The sequence below is a fragment of the Caballeronia arationis genome (assembly GCF_001544975.2).
GTDB lineage: Bacteria > Pseudomonadota > Gammaproteobacteria > Burkholderiales > Burkholderiaceae > Caballeronia > Caballeronia arationis.
The window spans coordinates 80,792-101,769 of the sequence record NZ_FCOG02000008.1 but is presented as its reverse complement, the minus strand read 5'-3'; the positions used below and the strand labels follow the sequence as shown (position 1 = coordinate 101,769).

The 20,978-nt window shown below is 64.7% G+C and carries 21 protein-coding genes; 18 read left to right on the top strand and 3 right to left on the bottom strand.

The features are described 5' to 3' along the window. Nucleotides 1-101: 101 nt before the first annotated feature. Nucleotides 102-3,491, bottom strand: a complete 3,390-nt coding sequence (locus AWB81_RS07045; RefSeq protein WP_062633588.1) for an Rne/Rng family ribonuclease — start codon at nt 3,489-3,491, stop codon at nt 102-104. A gap of 918 nt (nt 3,492-4,409) precedes the next feature. Between AWB81_RS07045 and rluC the strand changes: the two genes are divergently transcribed. Genes rluC through AWB81_RS07025 form a run of 4 tightly spaced genes read left to right on the top strand, consistent with a single transcriptional unit; the run spans nt 4,410 to nt 7,507 of the window. Beyond that, the gene (gene rluC / locus AWB81_RS07040) at nt 4,410-5,414 is read left to right on the top strand and encodes a 23S rRNA pseudouridine(955/2504/2580) synthase RluC (RefSeq protein WP_062633586.1); all 1,005 of its coding nucleotides are present in this window, start codon (nt 4,410-4,412) and stop codon (nt 5,412-5,414) included. Next, nucleotides 5,415-6,074 carry an HAD-IIIA family hydrolase gene (locus AWB81_RS07035; RefSeq protein WP_062633584.1) on the top strand — a complete coding sequence of 220 codons (660 nt, stop codon included), beginning with the start codon at nt 5,415-5,417 and terminating at the stop codon, nt 6,072-6,074. It abuts the gene before it with no gap. After that, nucleotides 6,071-6,460 carry a Rieske (2Fe-2S) protein gene (locus tag AWB81_RS07030; RefSeq protein ID WP_062633582.1) on the top strand — a complete coding sequence of 130 codons (390 nt, stop codon included), beginning with the start codon at nt 6,071-6,073 and terminating at the stop codon, nt 6,458-6,460. The genes AWB81_RS07035 and AWB81_RS07030 overlap by 4 nt, the downstream gene beginning before the upstream one ends. Nucleotides 6,461-6,496: 36 nt before the next feature. Then, nucleotides 6,497-7,507 (top strand): S49 family peptidase, encoded by a 1,011-nt coding sequence (locus AWB81_RS07025; protein WP_062633580.1) that lies wholly within the window; start codon nt 6,497-6,499, stop codon nt 7,505-7,507. Nucleotides 7,508-7,563: 56 nt separating this feature from the next. On the opposite strand, the gene AWB81_RS07020 is transcribed toward AWB81_RS07025, so the two are convergent. Then, nucleotides 7,564-8,283, bottom strand: a complete 720-nt coding sequence (locus AWB81_RS07020) for an SAM-dependent methyltransferase (protein ID WP_062633578.1) — start codon at nt 8,281-8,283, stop codon at nt 7,564-7,566. Further along, the gene (locus AWB81_RS07015) at nt 8,280-8,888 is read right to left on the bottom strand and encodes a Maf-like protein (RefSeq protein ID WP_062633576.1); all 609 of its coding nucleotides are present in this window, start codon (nt 8,886-8,888) and stop codon (nt 8,280-8,282) included. The genes AWB81_RS07020 and AWB81_RS07015 overlap by 4 nt, the downstream gene beginning before the upstream one ends. Before the next feature lie 289 nt (nt 8,889-9,177). Here AWB81_RS07015 and AWB81_RS07010 point away from each other — a divergent pair, with 289 nt between their 5' ends. The 14 genes from AWB81_RS07010 (at nt 9,178) to AWB81_RS06945 (ending at nt 20,840) form a co-directional block, all read left to right on the top strand. Continuing rightward, nucleotides 9,178-9,822 (top strand): YceD family protein, encoded by a 645-nt coding sequence (locus AWB81_RS07010; RefSeq protein WP_062633574.1) that lies wholly within the window; start codon nt 9,178-9,180, stop codon nt 9,820-9,822. Between the two features lie 114 nt (nt 9,823-9,936). Further along, entirely contained in the window at nt 9,937-10,116 is a 180-nt protein-coding gene (rpmF, locus tag AWB81_RS07005) for a 50S ribosomal protein L32 (RefSeq protein ID WP_062633572.1), read from the top strand. A gap of 129 nt (nt 10,117-10,245) precedes the next feature. Continuing rightward, entirely contained in the window at nt 10,246-11,412 is a 1,167-nt protein-coding gene (plsX, locus tag AWB81_RS07000) for a phosphate acyltransferase PlsX (protein ID WP_062633570.1), read from the top strand. Further along, complete coding sequence (locus tag AWB81_RS06995; protein ID WP_062633567.1) at nt 11,412-12,401, top strand: beta-ketoacyl-ACP synthase III; 990 nt, start codon at nt 11,412-11,414, stop codon at nt 12,399-12,401. The genes plsX and AWB81_RS06995 overlap by 1 nt, the downstream gene beginning before the upstream one ends. Before the next feature lie 95 nt (nt 12,402-12,496). Further along, the gene (gene fabD, locus AWB81_RS06990; RefSeq protein WP_062633565.1) at nt 12,497-13,429 is read left to right on the top strand and encodes an ACP S-malonyltransferase; all 933 of its coding nucleotides are present in this window, start codon (nt 12,497-12,499) and stop codon (nt 13,427-13,429) included. 23 nt (nt 13,430-13,452) lie between these two features. Continuing rightward, nucleotides 13,453-14,193, top strand: coding sequence for a 3-oxoacyl-ACP reductase FabG (fabG, locus tag AWB81_RS06985; RefSeq protein WP_062633563.1), 741 nt, complete (start codon nt 13,453-13,455; stop codon nt 14,191-14,193). A 232-nt stretch (nt 14,194-14,425) separates the two neighbouring features. Continuing rightward, nucleotides 14,426-14,665 carry an acyl carrier protein gene (gene acpP, locus AWB81_RS06980; protein WP_004197638.1) on the top strand — a complete coding sequence of 80 codons (240 nt, stop codon included), beginning with the start codon at nt 14,426-14,428 and terminating at the stop codon, nt 14,663-14,665. A gap of 146 nt (nt 14,666-14,811) precedes the next feature. Continuing rightward, nucleotides 14,812-16,050: a beta-ketoacyl-ACP synthase II gene (gene fabF, locus AWB81_RS06975; RefSeq protein ID WP_062633561.1), complete on the top strand. Its 1,239-nt coding sequence runs from the start codon at nt 14,812-14,814 to the stop codon at nt 16,048-16,050. Between the two features lie 33 nt (nt 16,051-16,083). Further along, nucleotides 16,084-16,542: a protein YgfX gene (locus tag AWB81_RS06970; protein ID WP_327371677.1), complete on the top strand. Its 459-nt coding sequence runs from the start codon at nt 16,084-16,086 to the stop codon at nt 16,540-16,542. A 96-nt stretch (nt 16,543-16,638) separates the two neighbouring features. Beyond that, nucleotides 16,639-17,238 (top strand): RNA polymerase sigma factor RpoE, encoded by a 600-nt coding sequence (gene rpoE / locus AWB81_RS06965; RefSeq protein WP_035925408.1) that lies wholly within the window; start codon nt 16,639-16,641, stop codon nt 17,236-17,238. Nucleotides 17,239-17,322: 84 nt separating this feature from the next. Beyond that, nucleotides 17,323-17,955, top strand: a complete 633-nt coding sequence (locus AWB81_RS06960; protein WP_062633557.1) for a sigma-E factor negative regulatory protein — start codon at nt 17,323-17,325, stop codon at nt 17,953-17,955. A gap of 3 nt (nt 17,956-17,958) precedes the next feature. Beyond that, complete coding sequence (locus AWB81_RS06955) at nt 17,959-19,011, top strand: MucB/RseB family sigma factor regulatory protein (RefSeq protein WP_062633555.1); 1,053 nt, start codon at nt 17,959-17,961, stop codon at nt 19,009-19,011. Nucleotides 19,012-19,027: 16 nt separating this feature from the next. Continuing rightward, complete coding sequence (locus tag AWB81_RS06950) at nt 19,028-20,572, top strand: DegQ family serine endoprotease (RefSeq protein ID WP_062633553.1); 1,545 nt, start codon at nt 19,028-19,030, stop codon at nt 20,570-20,572. 10 nt (nt 20,573-20,582) lie between these two features. Next, the gene (locus AWB81_RS06945) at nt 20,583-20,840 is read left to right on the top strand and encodes a glutaredoxin family protein (protein WP_062633551.1); all 258 of its coding nucleotides are present in this window, start codon (nt 20,583-20,585) and stop codon (nt 20,838-20,840) included. Nucleotides 20,841-20,978 lie beyond the last annotated feature (138 nt).

Here is a 20,978-nt window from a genome sequence, read left to right as displayed (position 1 = left end):
GGCACAAAAGAAAAGCGCCACACGGTTTTCACCGGTGGCGCTGTGTGCATCGTCACGCTTTTCGCCTGCGCCGTGGTCGCGGCGCAGGCTGTTCATACGCCTTAGTGGGCGTCCGAATGGGCGTTCCCAGCCGTTTCGACTTGCTGCATCGGCGCGGCATCGACCGGCGGAAGCGCCTTGCGCTCGCGCGGCACCCGTTTCGGGCTTTCCACCTGCTCAGCGGCGGCACTTGCGGCGCGCAGCTTGTCGGCGTCGGTGTTCACCCAGACGAGGCCAGCCGTTTCCAGCATCGGCTTGAGCGCTTCTTCCTTCAGTCCGCCGGTTGCGATCGGTGCGGACTCGGGCCTGGCGGCGGGAGCCGCCGAGGCAACCGGTTCGGCCACAGCCGCTTCGAACGCCTTGACCGGCTCCGGTTCCGGTTCGACGGGAGCGGGCGCCGCAACCGGCTCCGCCGCCGCGCTCGTCTCGACGATTTCCGACACGGGCGTTGCCGCGACGGGCGCCGGCTTGATCGGCTCGGCAACGACCGCCTGCGGTGCTTCCTCCGCCTTCACCGGTTCCGGCGCTTCGACGGGCCTGAAGGCTTGCGTTGTCTCTACTGCTTCGGCGACTTGCGCAGGCTCAGGCGCCTTCGGCGTTTCGACGGCAGGCGTGAACGCGGGAGCGAACGGGTCCGCCGGCTCCGTCTTCGCGACCTTCGGTTCCGCGCCGAACGGGTTCTCGACCGGCTGGGGCGCTGCCGGTTTCGCGAACAGATCGGGCGTCGGAGCGGGCTCTTCCTGCCTGGCCTCTGCCGGCGCTTCGGCGCGTTCGGCCGCAGCGGGCTGCGGCGTTTCGGCGACGGGCTCACGCACTTCTTCACGAACTTCTTCGCGCAGTTCCGTCACGCTGATCGCTGCCGCCGCAACCGGCACGGCGACTGCGGCCACCGGGGCGGCCGGACGCGTCTCGCGACGCTCGCCCGCTTCCTGCGACGAACTCGTGTCGAACACGCCAGCCTGGGCGGACATGCTGTCCGCGGCACCTTCGCTTTCCGCGAGGTCGGCTGCGTGATTCACCGTCACGCCTTCCTCGTCACGCTCGCGACGGCCACCGCGACGGCCGCGACGACGGCGACGACGCTCTTCGCCTTCCCGCGCCGCAGCCGACTGATCGCCCTGGGCGATGCCTTGAGCCGTATCGGCACCTGCGAATTGCGTTTCCGACTTCTCGACGATCTCCGATGCCACGGTTTCGCCTTGCGTCAGTGCTTCGACGGCGGCTTCGGGCTGCGGCTTCTTGCGCTCGCCACGTTCGGCGCGCTCCGGACGATCCGGACGTTCGCGACGTTCCTGGCGCTCACCCGCTTCCGGACGTTCCGTGCGCTCGGCACCGCGTTCCTGGGCGCGCTCGCCGCGCTCGCGACCTTCGCGCGGTTCGCGACCTTCGCGCGGTTCGCGGCCTTCACGTGCCTCGCGCGGCTCACGGCCTTCGCGGGCTTCACGCGGCTCGCGCGTTTCACGCCCCTCGCGACCTTCGCGTCCGGCGCGTGCTTCGCGCGGCTCGCGTTCCTCGCGACGGCCACCTTGACGGCCGCCCGCAGCGCCGGTTGCACCTGCGGTTGCGCCGTCGCGTGCGGCTGCGCCGTTGCGTCGGTTGCGATTGCGGTCGCCGCCCGGACGCTCGCCGCGCTCCGTGCGTTCGCCGCGCTCGCGCGTCGGCCGAGCGGGTGTTGTCGTTTCGAGCGGAGCCGGTGCGGGCTGCGCTTGCGGTTGCATGCCGAACAGGTTCTTCAGCCAGCCGATGAAGCCGCCGGCAGCCGGCGCGGACGCTGGTGCCGCTGGCGCGGCCGCTTCGACAGGCGCCGGCTTCACGGGCGCGCTCGGCGCCGGGGACGCCGGCGTGATGCCCTTCACGGCCGCTTCCTGCTTCGGCTTCACTTCTTCGGTGCGCTTGCTGTAGCCGGTTTCCGATTCCAGCTCGGTTGCCGCTTCCACGGCCATCTTCCACGAAGCGCGCGGCTCATCGAGACGCGCGTCGTCGTGACGCAGGCGCTCCAGCTTGTAGTGCGGCGTTTCGAGATGCTTGTTCGGGATCAGGACGACGTTGACCTTGAAGCGCGATTCGATCTTGTTGATTTCCGAGCGCTTTTCGTTGAGCAGGAAGGCGGTCACCTCGACCGGCACCTGGCAATGGATCGCCGCGGTGTTTTCCTTCATTGCTTCTTCCTGAATGATCCGCAGCACTTGCAGCGCGGACGATTCGGTATCGCGGATATGGCCCGTGCCGTTGCAGCGCGGGCACGTCACGTGGCTGCCTTCCGAGAGCGCCGGACGCAGCCGCTGACGCGACAGTTCCATCAGGCCGAAGCGCGAGATCTTGCCCATCTGGACGCGCGCACGGTCGTGCTTCAGTGCATCCTTGAGGCGCTGCTCGACTTCGCGCTGGCTCTTCGCCGACTCCATGTCGATGAAGTCGATCACGATCAGGCCGCCCAGGTCGCGTAGACGCAACTGGCGCGCAACTTCGTCGGCGGCTTCGAGGTTCGTGCGGGTCGCCGTTTCCTCGATGTCCGCGCCCTTGGTCGAGCGCGCCGAGTTCACGTCGATGGCAACGAGCGCTTCCGTGTGGTCGATCACGATCGCGCCGCCCGAGGGCAGCGGCACCGTGCGCGAATACGCGGTTTCGATCTGGTGCTCGATCTGGAAGCGCGAGAAGAGCGGCACGTCGTCGTGATAGCGCTTCACCTTCGGGAGGTTGTCGGGCATCACGATGTCCATGAAGGCGCGCGCCTGGTCATGGATTTCGGTCGTGTCGATGAGAATTTCGCCGATGTCCGGCTGGAAGTAGTCGCGAATCGCGCGGATGACGAGGCTCGATTCGAGATAGATCAGCATCGGCGTGCCGGCGACGCCGCTCTGCGACGCGGCTTCGATCGCGCGCCACAGTTGCATCAGGTAGTTCAGGTCCCACTGCAGTTCTTCGGCGGAGCGGCCGATGCCGGCCGTGCGCGCGATGATGCTCATGCCTTCCGGCAGTTCGAGCTGCGCCATCGTTTCGCGCAGTTCCTGCCGCTCGTCGCCTTCGATCCGGCGCGACACGCCGCCGCCGCGCGGGTTGTTCGGCATCAGGACGAGGTAGCGTCCAGCGAGCGAGATGAAGGTGGTCAGGGCCGCGCCCTTGTTGCCGCGCTCTTCCTTTTCGACCTGGACGATGAGTTCCTGGCCTTCGCGCAGCGCGTCCTGGATGCGAGCGGAGCGCATGTCGACGCCGTCGCGGAAATACTGGCGGGCGACTTCCTTGAACGGGAGGAAACCGTGGCGGTCCTCGCCGTAGTTGACGAAACAGGCTTCGAGCGAGGGCTCGATGCGGGTGACGACTCCCTTGTAGATATTGCCTTTGCGCTGTTCGCGCCCGGCGGTTTCGATGTCGATGTCGATGAGTTTTTGCCCATCGACGATGGCGACGCGCAATTCTTCCTGCTGCGTCGCATTAAACAGCATGCGTTTCATTGAACGGCTCCAGAGCGGCTATGCCGTCCCTCGTCTGGCGAATTCGCGCGGTTGTCAGGCGCGCAAAGCGAAGAGGGCGGGCGTGCCGCGCTTCTTTGTGTGTTGTCACAAAGCACGCTGGAGCGGGAAATCTGGCGGGGAGAATTGCCTGGGAAGAGACATCGGCCGTGTTCGCGACGAAACGACGAACGGCGTCGCGGCGGCCAAGCCCTGGGGCACATGCGAAAAACGGCTTCGACACGCCATGCATCCGACGCGGCTCGCGGCCCGGACGGCACGCCATTCCGGGATCATCCGGCTTCACGTCCGTTGCGACCAGACGCGCGCCCCGATGTGCCGAGAGCCGTGCGCGAAAGTGCCGTGTTCCTCCTGATGCGGCTTCTGCGAAGGCGGCCCGCGCGTACCGCGCGCGGATGACGGATGACCGACGACGTCGAAGCTGCGGCCAGGCCGCGGCGGCAGATCGTGGGTGTCGAAAGCTCCCGGCGACCTGCCTTTGGGTGTCTCGCCTCATGTGCGACGTTCGGCACGCTTCGCAGATTTCAGCGCAGCAGCGTTTCACGTCGACGTTATTCGCAATCGGCGAGCTTCGATTTTCCGTCCCGCTCGATACTCTTGATACCCGAGCCGGGCGCGGCGGCCTCCGATAATCAAACCGGACGCCTTCGCATCTCGCCGAAAAATTCTTTTTTACCAAAAATCCGTTACCGATCAGCGATCGACCCGACCGAACGCGCCTGTGGGCGTCGTCCTTGCCGTGCGATATCGCCGTGCGTGCAACTCGTCGCTCGATTTTCCGGGCGAGCAACCGTCCCTGGGCGCAAGTAAAATGATGGTTTATCGCTTGCACCTGTACAGTCTGACGGATCGTGGCGAAATTTTTCGCCTTTTTCAGATTGCTCGCAAATTATATTCATAATGAATGAGTTAGGCAAAACATCCCATAAAAAGGTCGCAAGCGAGCAGGTCTCGATGATCGAGATCGACGAAGGAGCCGCCGGGCAGCGCATCGACAATTTCCTGCTGCGCGTCTGCAAAGGCGTGCCGAAAAGCCATATCTACCGCATTCTTCGCAGCGGCGAGGTGCGCGTGAACAAGGGCCGGATCGATGCCGCGTACCGTCTCGAACTCGGCGATCTCGTGCGCGTTCCGCCCATTCGCGTCGCGCAACCCGACGAGACGCCGGTTTCGTCGAACGCGCCCGCCGCCGAATTCCCGATCCTGTTCGAAGACGACCACCTGATCGTCATAGACAAACCGTCGGGTGTCGCGGTGCATGGCGGCAGCGGCGTGGCGTTCGGCGTCATCGAACAGTTGCGCAACGCGCGGCCGCACGCGAAGTTCCTGGAACTGGTGCACCGGCTCGACCGGGAAACCTCGGGCGTGCTGATGCTCGCGAAGAAGCGCTCGGCGCTCGTCGACCTGCACGAGCAGATTCGCGAAAACCGCGTCGACAAGCGCTATTACGCGGTCGGCCACGGCGACTGGGCGAGCGACTGGGGCCGCCGACGCATCGTCAAGGCGCCGCTGCACAAGTACGTCGCGGGCGACGGCGAACGGCGCGTGCGGATCCAGGAAGACGGCCTGCCCTCGCACACGGTGTTCAACCTGATCGAGCGCTGGACCGATTACGTGTGGGTCGAGGCGGAACTGAAAACGGGGCGCACGCATCAGATCCGGGTTCACATGGCGAGCCTCGGCCTGCCGATTGCGGGCGACGCCAAGTACGGCGACTTCGCGCTGAACAAGAATCTGGCGCGGCCGAACGCGAAACCGTCGCTAAAACGGATGTTTTTGCACGCTTACCGGCTGAAAATCACGCATCCGGCGACGGGCGAGCCGCTTCAACTCGAAGCGCCGCTGCCCGCCGAATGCCGGCGTTTCATCGACCAACTCAAGCAGCTTTCCAGCGAGACCCAATAAATGGCGCGGCAGCAATTCGATCTGATCGTCTTCGACTGGGACGGCACGCTGATGGATTCCACGGCGCACATCACGCGCAGCATCCAGGCGGCCTGCCGCGACCTTGGTCTGCCGGTTCCCTCGACCGAATCCGCGAGCTACGTGATCGGCCTTGGCCTGCGCGACGCGCTGCAGATCGCCGCGCCGACGCTCGATCCGGCCGACTATCCGCGGCTTGCCGAGCGCTACCGCTTCCATTATCTGGTGAAGGACCAGCACACCGAACTCTTCGACGGCGTGCGCGACATGCTCCAGGAACTGCGCGACGAGGGTTATCTGCTCGGTGTGGCGACCGGCAAGAGCCGTGTCGGGCTGAATCGCGCGCTCGACCAGTCGCGGCTCACGAGCCTTTTCGACGGCACGCGCTGCGCCGACGAGACCTTCTCGAAGCCCCATCCGGCGATGTTGCACGAACTGACGCGCGAACTCGGCCAGGATTTGTCGCGCACGGTGATGATTGGCGACACGACGCACGACCTGCAGATGGCGATCAACGCGGGCGCGGCGGGCATCGGCGTGGGTTACGGCGCACATCCGGCCGATTCGCTCGTGGCGCTCGAGCCGAAATTCTGCGCGGACAGCGTCGCGTCGCTCGTCGGCTGGCTGCGGGAGCACGCATGAGCGCAGGGTCGGATGAAGCGGTCCGGGTCTGCGCGGCGGAGGAACTCGTCGACGGCGGCATGGGCATTCGCCGCAATGCCGTCGAGAAATCGGGCGGCGGATCGGTCGTGTTCTTCGTACGTTACGACGGCAAGCCCTTTGGCTATCTGAACCGCTGCGCGCACGTCGCGATGGAGCTCGACTGGAACGAGGGACAGTTCTTCGAAAGCTCGGGCCTATACTTGATGTGCGCCACGCATGGGGCAATCTACGAGCCGGATACCGGCAAGTGCGTCGGCGGGCCGTGCCGCGGCGCGCGCCTGCGGCAGGTGCAGGTCGAGGAGCGCGACACGCCAGAAGGCCGGTCCGTCTTCTGGATTCCGGACGACACGCTTCGCCCCGCCTGATTTCCCCCTTATATCGATTTTCCAAACAGACGCCGCATGTCCGACCAATTTCCGAACGATCCCGCCAGTCCCGATAGCCAAGAAAATTCGAAGCGCACGCCGCCGCCGGCCGGTGAAAACTGGGAACGTGCCGCGCTCGAGCGTATCGCGCTCGCAGCGATCAACGAGCAGCGCGCCGCGCGGCGCTGGAAAATATTCTTTCGCTTCGTCGCGCTGGGCGTGCTCGCGCTGCTCGTCTGGGGCGCGTTTGATTTCACCGGCGAGAAGGTGTCGAAAACCGCGCGCCACACGGCGCTCGTCGAACTGGAAGGCGAAATTGCCGCGAACAGCAACGCGAGCGCCGACAACATCAACGCGGCCCTGCAAAGCGCATTCGAGGATAACGGCACGGCCGGCGTGATCCTGCGGATCAACAGTCCGGGCGGCTCGCCCGTGCAGGCCGGCATCATTTATCGCGAAATCAAGCGCTTGCGCGCGAAATATCCGTCGAAACCGCTCTATGTGGTCGTCGACGACATGTGCGCGTCGGGCGGCTATTACGTCGCCGCGGCCGCCGACAAGATCTATGTGGACCGTGCGAGCATCGTCGGCTCGATCGGCGTGCTGATGGACGGATTCGGTTTCACGGGCCTGATGGACAAGCTCGGAGTCCAGCGCAGGATGCACACGTCGGGCGACAACAAGGGCGCATTCGACCCGTTCTCGCCGGAAACGCCGCAAATGACGGCGCACGCCCAGGAGATGCTCGACCAGATCCACGCGCAGTTCATCGACGCCGTCAAACAGGGCCGCGGCACACGCCTGAAGAACGATCCGGAACTCTTTTCCGGCATGTTCTGGACGGGCGAAAAGGGCGTGGCGCTCGGTCTCGCCGACGGTTTCGGCGACGCCGATTACGTCGCGCGCGAGGTGATCAAGCAGCCGGATATCATCGATTACACGCAAAAGGAGAGCATCAGCGAGCGCGTGGCGCGCAAGTTCGGTGCGGCGGTCGGCAATGCCGCGATGCATACGCTGATCGTCGGCGGGAAGATGCAGTTGCGCTGATCCCGCGGTTCGCCTCGCCATGAAAAAACGCCACGGATGACCGTGGCGTTTGCATTTCAGGCGCCGAGCAGCAGGAAAATCGCCGGCCGCTTGTGCAGGTCGGGCGCCGGCTTCTTCTTCCAGTCGGCGACCGTGCGCGTGACGATCGTTTCGGCGGGCAGTGTCAGGTCGACGGCGACGCACACGAGCGTCGACGGCGCGCAGGTCGCGATCAGCGTGTCGAGGAGCGCGCGGTTGCGATACGGTGTCTCGATGAAAATCTGCGTCTGGTTCGCCTTGCGCGACAGTTGCTCCAGCTCGCGCAGGCGCTTCGCGCGCTCGCTGGCGTCGACGGGCAGATAGCCGTTGAACGCGAAACTCTGGCCGTTCATGCCCGACGCCATCAGCGCGAGCAGGATCGAACTCGGTCCGACGAACGGCACGACCTTCACGCCGCGTTCGTGTGCGCGCCGCACGAGCAGCGCACCCGGATCTGCGACGGCCGGGCATCCCGCTTCCGAGACCAATCCGGCGTCGGTGCCAGCGAGAATCGGCGCGAGCAGCTTTTCGACTTCGCCCGGCGGCGTGTTCACGTTCAGTTCGCGCACCTCGATTTCCTGGATCGGCCGCTCGGTGCCGACCTTTTTCAGGAACGCGCGCGTCGTTTTCGCGTTTTCGCCTATGTAATAGGAGAGCGCCGCGGCTTGTGCGCGGACCGGCGCCGGAAGGACTTGCGCGAGCCCGTCGGCGTCGCCTTCGCCCAGCGTGTTGGGAATCAGGTACAGGACGCCGCTCATCGCGCCTCCAGCAACGGAAAGCCGGCGGCGCGCAGCATCCGCGACAGCTCGATCAGCGGCAGGCCGACGAGCGCCGTTGGGTCGTTCGAATCGATCGCGTCGAGCAGCGCGATGCCGAGTCCCTCGGATTTCGCGCTGCCGGCGCAGTCGTAGGGCGTTTCGGCCAGCAGATAGGCCTCGATCTCGGCGTCGGACAGGTCACGGAACTGCACGCGCGTGACGACATCCGCCGATTGCGCTTCGCCCGAGCGGCTGTCGAAGAGGCACAGCGCGCTGTGGAACGCGATGCTGCGCCCGCGCATCGCCCGCAGTTGCGCGACCGCGTTGTCGTGCGTGCCGGGCTTGCCGATCTGGCGGCCGTCGAAGGTCGCAACCTGGTCGGAGCCGATCACGAGCGCGCCGGGCGCACGCCCGGCGGCAGCGCGCGCTTTCGCGAGCGAGAGGCGCAGGGCCGTCGCTTCGGGCGTTTCGCCGTCAAGCGGCGTTTCGTCGATATCGGGCACGATCACATCGAAGGGAATGCGCAGGCGTTCGAGCAGTTCGCGGCGATAGCGCGAACCCGACGCGAGAACGAGGCGCGGCGGCGAATTGGGAACGTCGGACATGAATGGAATCGGCGGATAAGCGTTGGAAAGAAGGGCGGTGACGAATCACCCCTTAAGTATTTGACGCGTAAAGACAAAACCGATATGATTTTGGGCTTTTCATCGGTATGTCCTTGCCTTGGGCACGCCGGATCGGCGAAAGGCCTTTCCGGGAACGGGTCCGAAAATGGCGGTTGCAGAATTCGGGCAAACCACACCAGTCGGACCTGCCGGCACGGTGCATACTGGCGAGATGAAGGAAACACCGGAAGAAACATCCGTCCTAACGTCGGCACATGCAGGAGCGCACATGACTCAGAATCCTGGCAAACCTGCGAGCCCCGCCGATCTGCGCGCGCTCGACATCTACGAATTCGCTCAGAGTGGCCGGCAAGCCGCCGGTGCTGTGCGCGTCTCGCAACTGCCGCGCATGTTAAACGAAGTGCCGGCGGATGCGCCAGACCGCGACACCGTGTTCACCTGGCAAGCCGAAGGTTCGACCCAGCCCGAACTGCAGGACGACGGCACCGAGGCGCCGCAGCCCTATCTGCGGCTTGCGGTGCACGGGTCGGTCTGGATCGAGTGTCAGCGCTGTCTTTCGCCGTATTCGCAGCATCTCGATGTCGATGCAACCTATCGCATCGTGGACACGGAGGAAGAAGCAGACGAGTTTCCGCTCGACGACGATGAAGTCGAAGTGATCGTGGGTTCGCGCCAGTTCGATCTCGTCGACTTGATCGAAGAGGAGTTGTTGTTGGCCTTGCCGCTCGTGCCCAAACACGATGTGTGTCCGGAAGTGCACGAAAGCCTGGTTTCGGGCGAGGGCACGGAAGGCATCGAAGGCGAGACCGACGGGGGTGAAGGCGCATCGGGTGACGAACCCGCACGGCCCAACCCGTTCGCCGCGCTCGAAAAGCTCAAGCAGGGCGGCCCCGGCGACGACAAGAAGCATTAACTGGTAGCGCGATAAGCCGAGTTTACGTTTTTTCGCACCTTGACTGGCCTTTCGGCCAGCGGTCGCCGGCACGTCGGGCTGTGTTAGAATTCGCAAAATTTTTCTGGAGTTATCATGGCAGTTCAGCAAAACAAGAAATCGCCGTCGAAGCGCGGCATGCACCGTTCGCACGACTTTCTCAACGCAGCGCCGCTGGCCGTTGAGCCGAGCACGGGTGAAGTGCATCTGCGTCACCACGTGAGCCCGAACGGCTACTACCGTGGCAAGAAAGTCATCAAGACGAAGAACGACTAAGCGCACGACGCTTGCTGCGTCCCGCGTCACCGTTTTGAATTACGGTCGCTCGCGCTTGACATTTCCTCGGTACGACAAGAAGGCGGCATTTCACTGCCGCTTTTTTGTGCCTGAAATTCGTCGCACTCCATGACTGTAAAGATCACCATCGACTGCATGGGAGGCGACCACGGCCCGGCCGTGACGGTTCCCGCTGCCGTCAATTTCGTGCGTTCGCATCCGGACGCACATCTGCTGCTCGTGGGCATCGAGCCCGCGATCCGCGCGCAACTCAAGAAGTGCAAGGCCGCCGACGAGGCGCGCCTGACCGTCGTTCCCGCGACGGAAGTCGTCGCGATGGACGATCCCGTCGAAGTCGCGCTGCGCAAGAAGAAAGATTCGTCGATGCGCGTCGCGCTGAATCTCGTCAAGGAAGGCGAGGCCCAGACCTGCATCTCCGCCGGCAACACCGGCGCGCTGATGGCCGTTTCCCGCTACGTTCTCAAGACGCTTCCCGGCATCGAGCGGCCGGCGATCGCCTTCGCGATGCCGAGCCAGCGCGGCTACACCACCGTACTTGACCTCGGCGCGAACGTCGACTGCGAGCCGCAGCATCTGTTGCAGTTCGCCGAGATGGGCCACGCGCTCGTCTCCGCGATCGAAGGGCGCGAGCGGCCGACCATCGGGCTTCTGAACATCGGCGAAGAAGTCATCAAGGGCAACGAAACCATCAAGCGCGCGGGCGAGCTGCTGCGCGCGAGCACGCTCAACTTCTACGGCAACGTGGAAGGCAATGACATCTATAAAGGCACGACGGATGTCGTCGTATGCGACGGTTTTGTCGGCAACGTCGCGCTGAAGACCTCCGAAGGTCTCGCGAAGATGCTCACCGACATGATCAAGGAAGAGTTCGGCCGCTCGCTCGCCACGAAGCTGATGGCGGTCGTCGCGATGCCGGTGCTCAAACGTTTCAAGCGACGCGTCGACCCGGCCCAGTACAACGGCGCAGCCCTGCTTGGTCTGCGCGGGCTCGTCATCAAGAGCCACGGATCGGCCGAGGCCTACGGGTTTGAGTGGGCCATCAAACGCGGGTATGATGCCGTCAAAAATGGCGTCCTTGAACGCCTCGTGCGCGCGATGGAAGAAAACGCCGCACCCATGCAGCAGGCGGCCCTCGACGCCGGTCTCGCAAACGGCACGGCCGCCGAACCCAATGCGGCCGGAGCACTCGAGAACGGCGTCGCGGCCGGTCGGCTTAATCCGCCACACCCGCCCGCGCCGGACGAACCCGGTGCCGCGCTACCCTCGAAGGCATAATGGCTCAATCCAATCTCTACTCTCGCGTGCTCGGCACGGGCAGCTATCTGCCGGCCGACCGCGTCACGAATCAGGATCTGGCAGACCGTCTGGCAAAGCAGGGCGTCGAGACGAGCGACGAATGGATCGTGGCGCGCACGGGCATCCATGCCCGGCACTTCGCAGCACCGGACGAAACCACGAGCGATCTCGCGCTCCGCGCGTCCAATAGCGCGATCGAGGCGGCGGGCGTCGATCCCCAGTCGATCGACCTGATCATCGTCGCGACCTCCACGCCGGACTTCGTGTTCCCAAGCACGGCGTGTCTGTTGCAGAACAAGCTCGGCATCAAGAACAACGGTGCAGCGTTCGACGTGCAGGCCGTCTGCTCGGGTTTCGCGTACGCCGTAGCCGTCGCCGACAGCCTGATTCGCAGCGGCGCGCACCGCACGGCGCTGATCGTCGGCGCGGAAACCTTCTCGCGCATCCTCGACTTCAAGGACCGCACTACCTGCGTGTTGTTCGGCGACGGCGCGGGCGCGATCATCCTCCAGGCGTCCGAGGAGCCGGGCGTGCTCGCGAGCGCGCTGCACGCGGACGGCAGCTATTCCGACATCCTCTGCACCCCCGGCAACGTGTACGGCGGCGTGGTCGCGGGCAGCGCTTTCCTGCACATGGACGGCCAGGCGGTGTTCAAGCTCGCGGTCAACGTGCTGGAGAAAGTCGCCGTCGAGGCGCTCGAAAAGGCGCAGCTCTCCGCCGAAGACGTTGACTGGCTGATTCCCCATCAGGCCAACATCCGCATCATGCAAAGCACCTGCCGCAAGCTGCGGCTGCCGCAGGAGCGCATGGTCGTGACCGTTGGCGAGCATGGCAACACGTCGGCAGCGTCGATTCCGCTCGCGCTCGACGTCGCCGTGCGCGACGGCCGCATCAAGCGCGGCCAGAACGTGCTGATCGAAGGCGTAGGCGGCGGCTTCACCTGGGGCGCGTCGGTCTTCCGCTACTGACCGTCGAGGGGCGCCGAGCGTCGCGCCCCTGATCGCCCGCGCCGCGACCGGCGCCGCGCCGGTCACGTCAGCCATCCCAATTCATCGAGGACGATATGAAATTTGCGTTCGTTTTTCCCGGACAGGGTTCGCAATCGGTCGGCATGCTCAACGCATTCGCCGATCACGCCGTGGTGCGCGAGACGCTGCAACAGGCGTCCGACGCGCTCAACCAGGACATCGCGAAGCTGATCGCCGAGGGTCCGGCGGAAGAACTCAATCTCACGACCAACACCCAGCCCGTCATGCTGACGGCCGCCTATGCGATCTACCGCGTCTGGGAGCAGGAAGCCGGCGTGAAACCCGCGATCGTCGCGGGGCATAGCCTCGGCGAATACACGGCGCTCGTTGCGGCCGGCGCGCTCGCGTTCGCGGACGCCGTGCCGCTCGTGCGTTTTCGCGCGCAGGCGATGCAAAACGCGGTGCCGGTCGGTGTCGGCGGCATGGCCGCGATTCTCGGCCTCGACGACGACGCCGTGCGCGCCGTCTGCGCCGAGGCATCGGAAGCGGGCGTCGTCGAGGCGGTGAATTTCAACGCACCGTCGCAGGTCGTGATCGCGGGTGCGAAGGCGGGCGTCGAGAAGGCATGCGAGATCGCGAAGGCGAAGGGCGCAAAGCGCGCGCTGCCGCTGCCGGTGTCGGCGCCGTTCCATTCGTCGCTCCTGAAGCCGGCGTCTGACCAGTTGCGCGACTATCTCGCCAAAGTCGACGTGAAGGCGCCGCAGATTCCGCTGATCAATAACATCGACGTCGCAATCACCTACGATCCCGCCGCGATCAAGGACGCGCTCGTGCGTCAGGCGGCCGGTCCGGTGCGCTGGGTCGAATGCGTGCAGGCGATGGCCCGCGATGGCGTGACGCACGTGATCGAATGCGGCCCGGGCAAGGTGCTCGCAGGGCTGACGAAGCGCATCGACGGAACGCTCGTCGGCGCGTCGGTCTTCGATCCGGCGTCGCTGGAAGAAACGCGCAAGCTGATCGCCGGATAAAAACGAAGAGCAAGGACAACGACATGAACTTGGACAAGCAGGTAGCCATCGTCACGGGCGCATCGCGCGGCATCGGGCGCGCGATCGCGCTGGAACTGGCGCGCCAGGGCGCGACCGTCATCGGCACGGCGACGAGCGAAAGCGGCGCGGCCGGCATCACGGAAGCGTTTGAGCAGGCGGGTTTGAAGGGGCGCGGCGCCGTGCTGAACGTGAACGACGCGGCAGCGGCCGACGCGTTCATCGACGCCACCGTGAAGGAATTCGGCGGCCTCAGCGTGCTCGTGAACAATGCGGGCATCACGAAGGACCAGCTCGCGATGCGCATGAAGGACGACGAATTCGACGCCGTCATCGATACCAACCTGCGTGCCGTATTTCGTCTCTCGCGCGCCGTGCTGCGCCCGATGATGAAGGCACGCGGCGGCCGGATCATCAACATCACGTCGGTGGTGGGATCGTCGGGCAATCCGGGACAGGCGAACTACGCGGCCGCAAAGGCCGGCGTCGCGGGCATGACGCGCGCGCTCGCGCGCGAGATCGGCAGTCGCGGAATCACGGTGAACTGCATCGCGCCGGGCTTCATCGACACCGACATGACCAAGGTCCTGCCGGAAGAGCAGCGCACCGCGCTCACGGCCCAGATACCACTCGGCCGACTGGGCAGCCCGGACGATATCGCGCATGCTGTGGCTTTCCTGGCTTCGCCGTTCGCGGGCTACATCACCGGGACGACGCTGCATGTAAACGGCGGCATGTACATGTAATAGGCGTTCGTTTAATATCCGCGCCGCGGGCGGAACGCAAAATGCTCCAATGAGCATCGCGCGCGCCTGCAAAATGCGCTGTAATGAACGAAGTCGATGGATCGCGCGTGACCGGCCATGAGCCTGCGTCGCGCGTCGAAAGCACGAAACTGAAGCGCCGCTTTTTGCGGGTACAAACCTGATAAAATGCGCGCACTCGCATTTCTGAACCTAATTTCCCTCGGAGGGCTGCATGGACAATATCGAACAGCGCGTGAAAAAGATCGTCGCGGAACAACTGGGCGTCGCCGAAGCCGAAATCAAGAACGAAGCTTCGTTCGTCAACGATCTGGGCGCTGACTCGCTCGACACCGTCGAACTGGTGATGGCTCTGGAAGACGAATTCGGCATGGAAATCCCCGATGAAGAAGCCGAGAAGATCACGACCGTCCAGCAGGCGATCGACTACGCTCGCGCGAACGTCAAGGCCTAAGGCCCGGACGCGCCAGCACCTCATCGCAAGCGGGCTTGACGCTCTGTCGCGACCGAGACCGATATAACAGCCACAGGGCTAACAGGGCAAGTTCCTGTGGCCGCTGTGGCTTTTGCTTTATTGTCATCTATGGATAAGGGGTTACCGTGAGCCGTCGTCGTGTTGTTGTTACAGGCCTTGGGCTGATTTCGCCTGTCGGCAATACCGTTGCCGACGGCTGGGCCAATCTGGTGGCGGGCAAGTCCGGCATCGCCGAGATCACGAAGTTCGACGCGTCGAACTTCTCCACGCGCTTTGCGGGCGAGGTGAAGGGCTTCAATGTCGAGGACTACATGCCCGGCAAGGAAGCGCGCCATATGGATACCTTCATCCATTACGGCATCGCCGCGGGCGTGCAGGCCATGCAGGACAGCGGGCTCGAAATCACCGAGGAAAACTCGGAGCGCGTGGGCGTGGTCGTGGGCTCGGGCATCGGCGGCCTGCCGATGATCGAAATCACGCAGACAGAGCTGCTCAACCGCGGCCCGCGCCGGATCTCGCCGTTCTTCGTGCCGGCGTCGATCATCAACATGATCTCCGGCCATCTGTCGATCCGCTTCGGCCTGAAGGGCCCGAATCTCGCGATCGTCACGGCCTGCACGACCGGCCTGCACTGCATCGGCGAGGCGTCGCGCCTGATCGAATACGGCGACGCCGACGTGATGATCGCCGGCGGCGCGGAGGCGACGGTTTCGCCGCTCGGTATCGGCGGCTTTGCGGCGGCGCGCGCGCTGTCGCAGCGCAATGACGATCCCGCGACCGCCAGCCGTCCGTGGGACAAGGACCGCGACGGCTTCGTGCTCGGCGAAGGCGCGGGCGTGATGGTGCTCGAAGAGTACGAGCACGCCAAGGCGCGCGGCGCGAAGATCTACGCGGAAGTGTCGGGCTACGGCATGAGCGGCGACGCGTACCACATGACGGCGCCGCCCGAAGACGGCGACGGCGGCCGCCGCGCGATGGTCAACGCGATGAAAAACGCGAAGATCAACCCGGACGAGGTGAACTACGTGAACGCGCACGGCACCTCCACGCCGCTTGGCGACATCGCGGAAACCACGGGCATCAAGCGCGCTCTTGGCGATCATGCGAAGAAGGTCGTGGTGAACTCCACCAAGTCGATGACCGGGCACCTGCTCGGCGGCGCGGGCGGCCTGGAATCGGTGTTCACCGTGCTCGCGATCCACAATCAGGTGTCGCCGCCGACCATCAACATCTTCAACCAGGACCCGCAATGCGACCTGGACTACTGCGCGAACACCGCGCGGGAGATGAAGATCGACGTGGCGGTGAAGAACTCGTTCGGCTTCGGCGGAACGAACGGTTCGCTCGTGTTCAAGCGTCACTGAGCGGCTGGCGCTCGGCATCGTCGGGGAAAGTCGTTGCCGGGCGCTTTCGAACCTCATCATGGCGGCCACGCGCCGGCCCGCCACCTCCTGCGAGCTTCGCGGATGCTGCTCGGCGCGACGGCCGGTTTTGTCGGTGTCGCGGTGGCGTCGGTGTTTCAGTGCGTCGCCGCGAGGTCGGGTTTCCTCGATGGCGTCATCGCCGCGCTCGTCGCCTTCTTCGTTCTGAGCCTCGGTGCCCGCGCATGGGCGGGGCGCCAGCCGGTCGCGTTCCGGTTCACATCCGGCGGCCTCACCACTTGGAATCGGGCCGGAACGGCGCAATATGGGCAGATCACCGGCTGCGCTCAATGGAGCGACTGCCTGCTCGCGCTGACGCTGCTGTCGGCCGACGGGCACGAGGCGCGCGTCCTGATCGCCGCCGATGCCGTCGAACGCGATGTCTTCCGCGAACTCTCCGTGCGGGCGCGCCGCGGTGCCCACGCCGTTCTGTAACGACTGTAACGGCTCATGAGCACCCGCCGTGGCGCATCGGCGGGAACGCTACAATAGCCGTCCGCGAAGCACCCCAAAAGTTAACGGATTTCCCAGGTGAGCGAAAAAGAAATCGACCAGGTTTTGGTCGAACGCGTGCAGAAAGGCGACAAGGCAGCGTTCGAGCTACTGGTCGCCAAATACCACCGCAAGATCATTCGACTGATCTCGCGCCTCGTGCGGGACCCCGCCGAGGTCGAGGACGTCGCCCAGGACGCCTTTATCAAGGCTTACCGCGCGTTGCCGCAATTTCGTGGCGAATCGGCGTTTTATACGTGGCTTTACCGGATTGCGGTGAACACCGCAAAGAATTACCTTGCCACCCAGGGGCGCCGCGCTCCAACTTCTACCGAGGCAGACGCAGAAGAAGCGGAAACTTTCTCCGACGCGGACCAACTAAGGGATATCAACACGCCTGAGTCGATGTTGATGAGCAAGCAGATCGCACAGACGGTCAATGCTGCGATGGCGGTTTTACCGGAAGAGTTGCGCACCGCCATAACCCTTCGAGAAATCGAGGGACTGAGCTACGAGGAAATCGCCGAGATGATGGGCTGCCCGATCGGCACCGTCAGATCGAGAATTTTCCGTGCTCGCGAAGCCATTGCGGCAAAATTGCGTCCGTTGTTGGACACTCCCGAAGGCAAGCGCTGGTAAGCGGCGAAATTCGCGCGGGACAAGGATGCAATATCTGGGTTAGTTGGTGTCACTACGGGGTGTAGTCAAAGGATGGGGAGCATCATGGGGTCGGTCTCGATGCAATCGCAAGCGGGCTCGCGTGGCGAGCGTATGTCGGCGTTCGTTGACGGGGAATCGCTCGACGAGCTTGGGAACATCAGTCAGTTTCTGTCGGAATTGAAGAACGAGGACCGTGCAGCATGGTCCGAGTACCACCTGATCGGCGACGCGCTGCGTTCCGACGATCTGGCGGTCAGTCCCGCAACCAGCAGTGCATTCATGGCGTCGTTCTCGCAGCGCTTCGAAGCGGAAGTGCATATGCTCGCGCCCGCCGCGCTGTCTGTACTGGCTTCCGCGAAGTCGCGCGCAGGCATGCTGCGCCGTCGCGTCGTGCCGGCGTTCGCGGTTGCCGCCGCCGCGGCCACGCTGACGTGGATCGTCGTGCCGCAGTTGCAGGGCGTCGACAGCCGCGGTGGCGCGCAAATCGCGAGCGTCGCTCCGGCGGATTCGATGCAGCGCGTGGCTATGGCGTCGATTCCGGCGGCCACGGCGCGTCCGGCGATCGTCGAAGCGAACATCATCCGCGACGCGAACCTCGATCAATATCTCGAAGCGCATCAACAGTTCTCGCAGCAACCCGTCGTGCCCGGCTCGATGCCTCTGATTCGCGCAGCCGCCACCACGCAAGGCCAATAATCGATGCAAAGATTGCGGTTGAACAAGACGACCTATCGGGGATATTGGGGGCGGCTGCCGGCATTGATGTTCTGTGCAGCCGCATTGTTGACCGCAGCATCGGGTGCTTTTGCGCAAGGCGACGATCCCGTCGCCACGCGCCGTGCCGCGGCGGAACTGCTCAACCGGATCCACGAAGCGGCGCAGCAGCAGAACTACGAAGGCACGTTCGTCTATCAGCGCGGGGCGACGGTGCAGTCGTCGCGCATCACGCACGTCGCCGCGCGTGGCGACGGCGAATACGAATCGCTCGAAAGTCTCGACGGCAAGCCGCGCCGCATGCTTCGCCACGACGACGACATGTACACGTTCGTCCCCGAACGGCATTTGTGCGTCGTCGAAAAGCGGCAGAACAAAGACTCGTTCCCCGCGCTGCTTGCAACGAGCGGCGATCAGGTGCTGTCGGTCTATGAGCCGAAAATGCTCGGGACGGACCGCGTCGCGGGCGTCGACAGCCAGGTCATCGAACTCGATCCGAAAGATTCCTATCGTTTCGCCTACAAGCTCTGGGCCGATGCCAGGACAGGTCTGCTGCTGCGCGCGCAGACGCTCGATCCGGACGGTCAGGTGCTCGAGCAGCTTTCGTTTTCGCAGGTACGCATCGGCGGGCCGGTCGACAAGGCCGCGATCGCGAACGGCATCCGCAATACGACCGGCTGGACGGTCGTGCGTCCGCCCGTTCAACCGGTCGACATGGAAGCGCAAGGCTGGCAGTTGACGCCGAACATCGCCGGCTTCAGAAAGATTCGCGAACTGCGTCGTCCGATGGCGTCGCGCGAAGAGGGTCAGCCGCCGATCCCGGTCGACCAGGCCGTGTTTTCCGACGGCCTCGCCGCCATTTCGATCTTCGTCGAGCCGGTGGAGAAGAATTCGCGCAAGGAAGGCGCGGGTAATACCGGCGCGACGCACGTTCTGGTCAAGCGCCGCGGCGATTTCTGGATTACTTTGCTAGGGGAAGTGCCGCAAGCCACGTTGCAGCAATTTGCTTCTGCCATAGAATACAAGCCTTCCAAGTAATCCCTCGGCCTCCTATATGAGCAACTCCTCGCTGCGCAGGTTTCTCGCGGCCGCGGCGCTCGCGGTCTGCCTGCCGTTCGTTTCGAACGCGGTAGCCGCGCCTACGCCGACAGTGACCTTGCCCGATTTCGCGACCCTCGTCGACCGCGTGGGTCCGTCGGTCGTGAATATTCGCACGACATCGCGCGTCGGCACGAGCAGCGATCTGCGCGGACTCCCGCCCGGCCTCGACGAAGGCGACATGTCCGACTTCTTCCGGCGTTTCTTCGGCATTCCGATGCCCGGCCAGCCGGGCGCGCCGCGTGGCGGTGGAGGAGGGGGCGGCCAGGGCGGCGGAAGCGACGGCGGCAAGGGCGGCGGCGGCCGCGGCGCGCTGCCCGACGACAGCCAGGACAACGCCGAGCAGAGCAGCGGCGTCGGCTCCGGCTTCATTCTCTCGACAGACGGCTACGTGATGACGAATGCGCACGTCGTCGACGACGCCGACACCATCTACGTCACGCTCACCGACAAGCGCGAGTTCAAGGCGCGGCTCGTCGGCGTGGACGAGCGCACAGACGTCGCCGTCGTGAAGATCAACGCGTCGAACCTGCCGGCGATCACCATCGGCGATTCGAACAAGGTGCGCGTGGGCGAATGGGTGCTCGCGATCGGGTCGCCGTTCGGGCTCGACAACACGGTGACGGCCGGCATCGTCAGCGCGAAAGGGCGAGATACGGGCGACTACCTGCCGTTCATCCAGACCGATGTCGCGGTGAACCCAGGCAACTCCGGCGGTCCGCTCATCAACATGGCGGGTGAAGTCATCGGCATCAACTCGCAGATCTACAGCCGCACCGGCGGTTTCATGGGCATCTCGTTCGCGATTCCGATCGACGAGGCGATGCGCGTCGCGGACCAGCTGAAGACGGTGGGCAAGGTCGTGCGCGGCCGGATCGCGGTGGCGATCGGCGAGGTGACGAAGGACGTCGCCGAATCGCTCGGGTTGCCGAAGGCGCAGGGCGCGCTGGTATCCAGCGTCGAACCGAACGGCCCGGCCGACAAGGCGGGTATTCAGCCGGGCGACATCATCCTGAAGTTCAACGGCCACAACGTGGAGACCGCGACCGACCTGCCGCGCATGGTCGGCGACAGCAAGCCGGGCTCGAAGGCGACCGTCACCGTGTGGCGCAAGGGCCAGACGCGCGACCTGCCGATCACGATCGCCGAGATGCAGCCGGATAAGGTCGCCAAGACCGAGCAGAAGAAGCCGCCGGCACCGAAGGAGCGCGCGAGCAATTCGCTCGGCATGGCAGTCAGCGACATTTCCGCCGACCAGAAGAAGGCGCTGAAGCTGACGAACGGCGTGCTGATCGATGCGGTGGAAGGACCGGCGGCGCGCGCGGGCTTCCAGAAGGGCGACATCATCCTGCGCATCGGTGACACCGACATCACAAGCGCGAAGCAGTTCGAAGCGGTCGCGCAGAACGTCGATCCGGGCAAGATGGTCGCGGTGCTCGTGCGGCGCGGCGACAACACGCAGTTCGTGCCGTTGCGCCCGCGTGTGCAGCCGCAGAAGTAAGGAAGGCGCGATGGCATCGTTCACGCTCTACGGGCGCGCGTGGTGCCATCTGTGCGACGAGATGCGCGCCGAACTCGAACCGGTGGCGGCGCAATTCGGCGCTGCCATCGAATGGATCGACATCGATATCGACGCCGATCCGGTCCTGGCGGCGCGCTACGACGAACTGGTGCCCGTTCTGGTGCTCGATGGCGTCGAGCTTTGCCACTACCGGCTGGATGCGCCCCGCGTGCGCGCGGCGCTCGAAGCGCGCCTCGCGCCCTCCTGAAATCGGTCGGCGCGGCCGGGCAACAAGGGCCCGCGCCGCAAAAAACGCCGGCCGGACCCCGTTTCGGCTAAAATGCTGAGGTTTTCCCCCATTCTCAAGGCGTGCTCCGCGTTTAGTCAGGGCGCGCCTTTTTCGCTT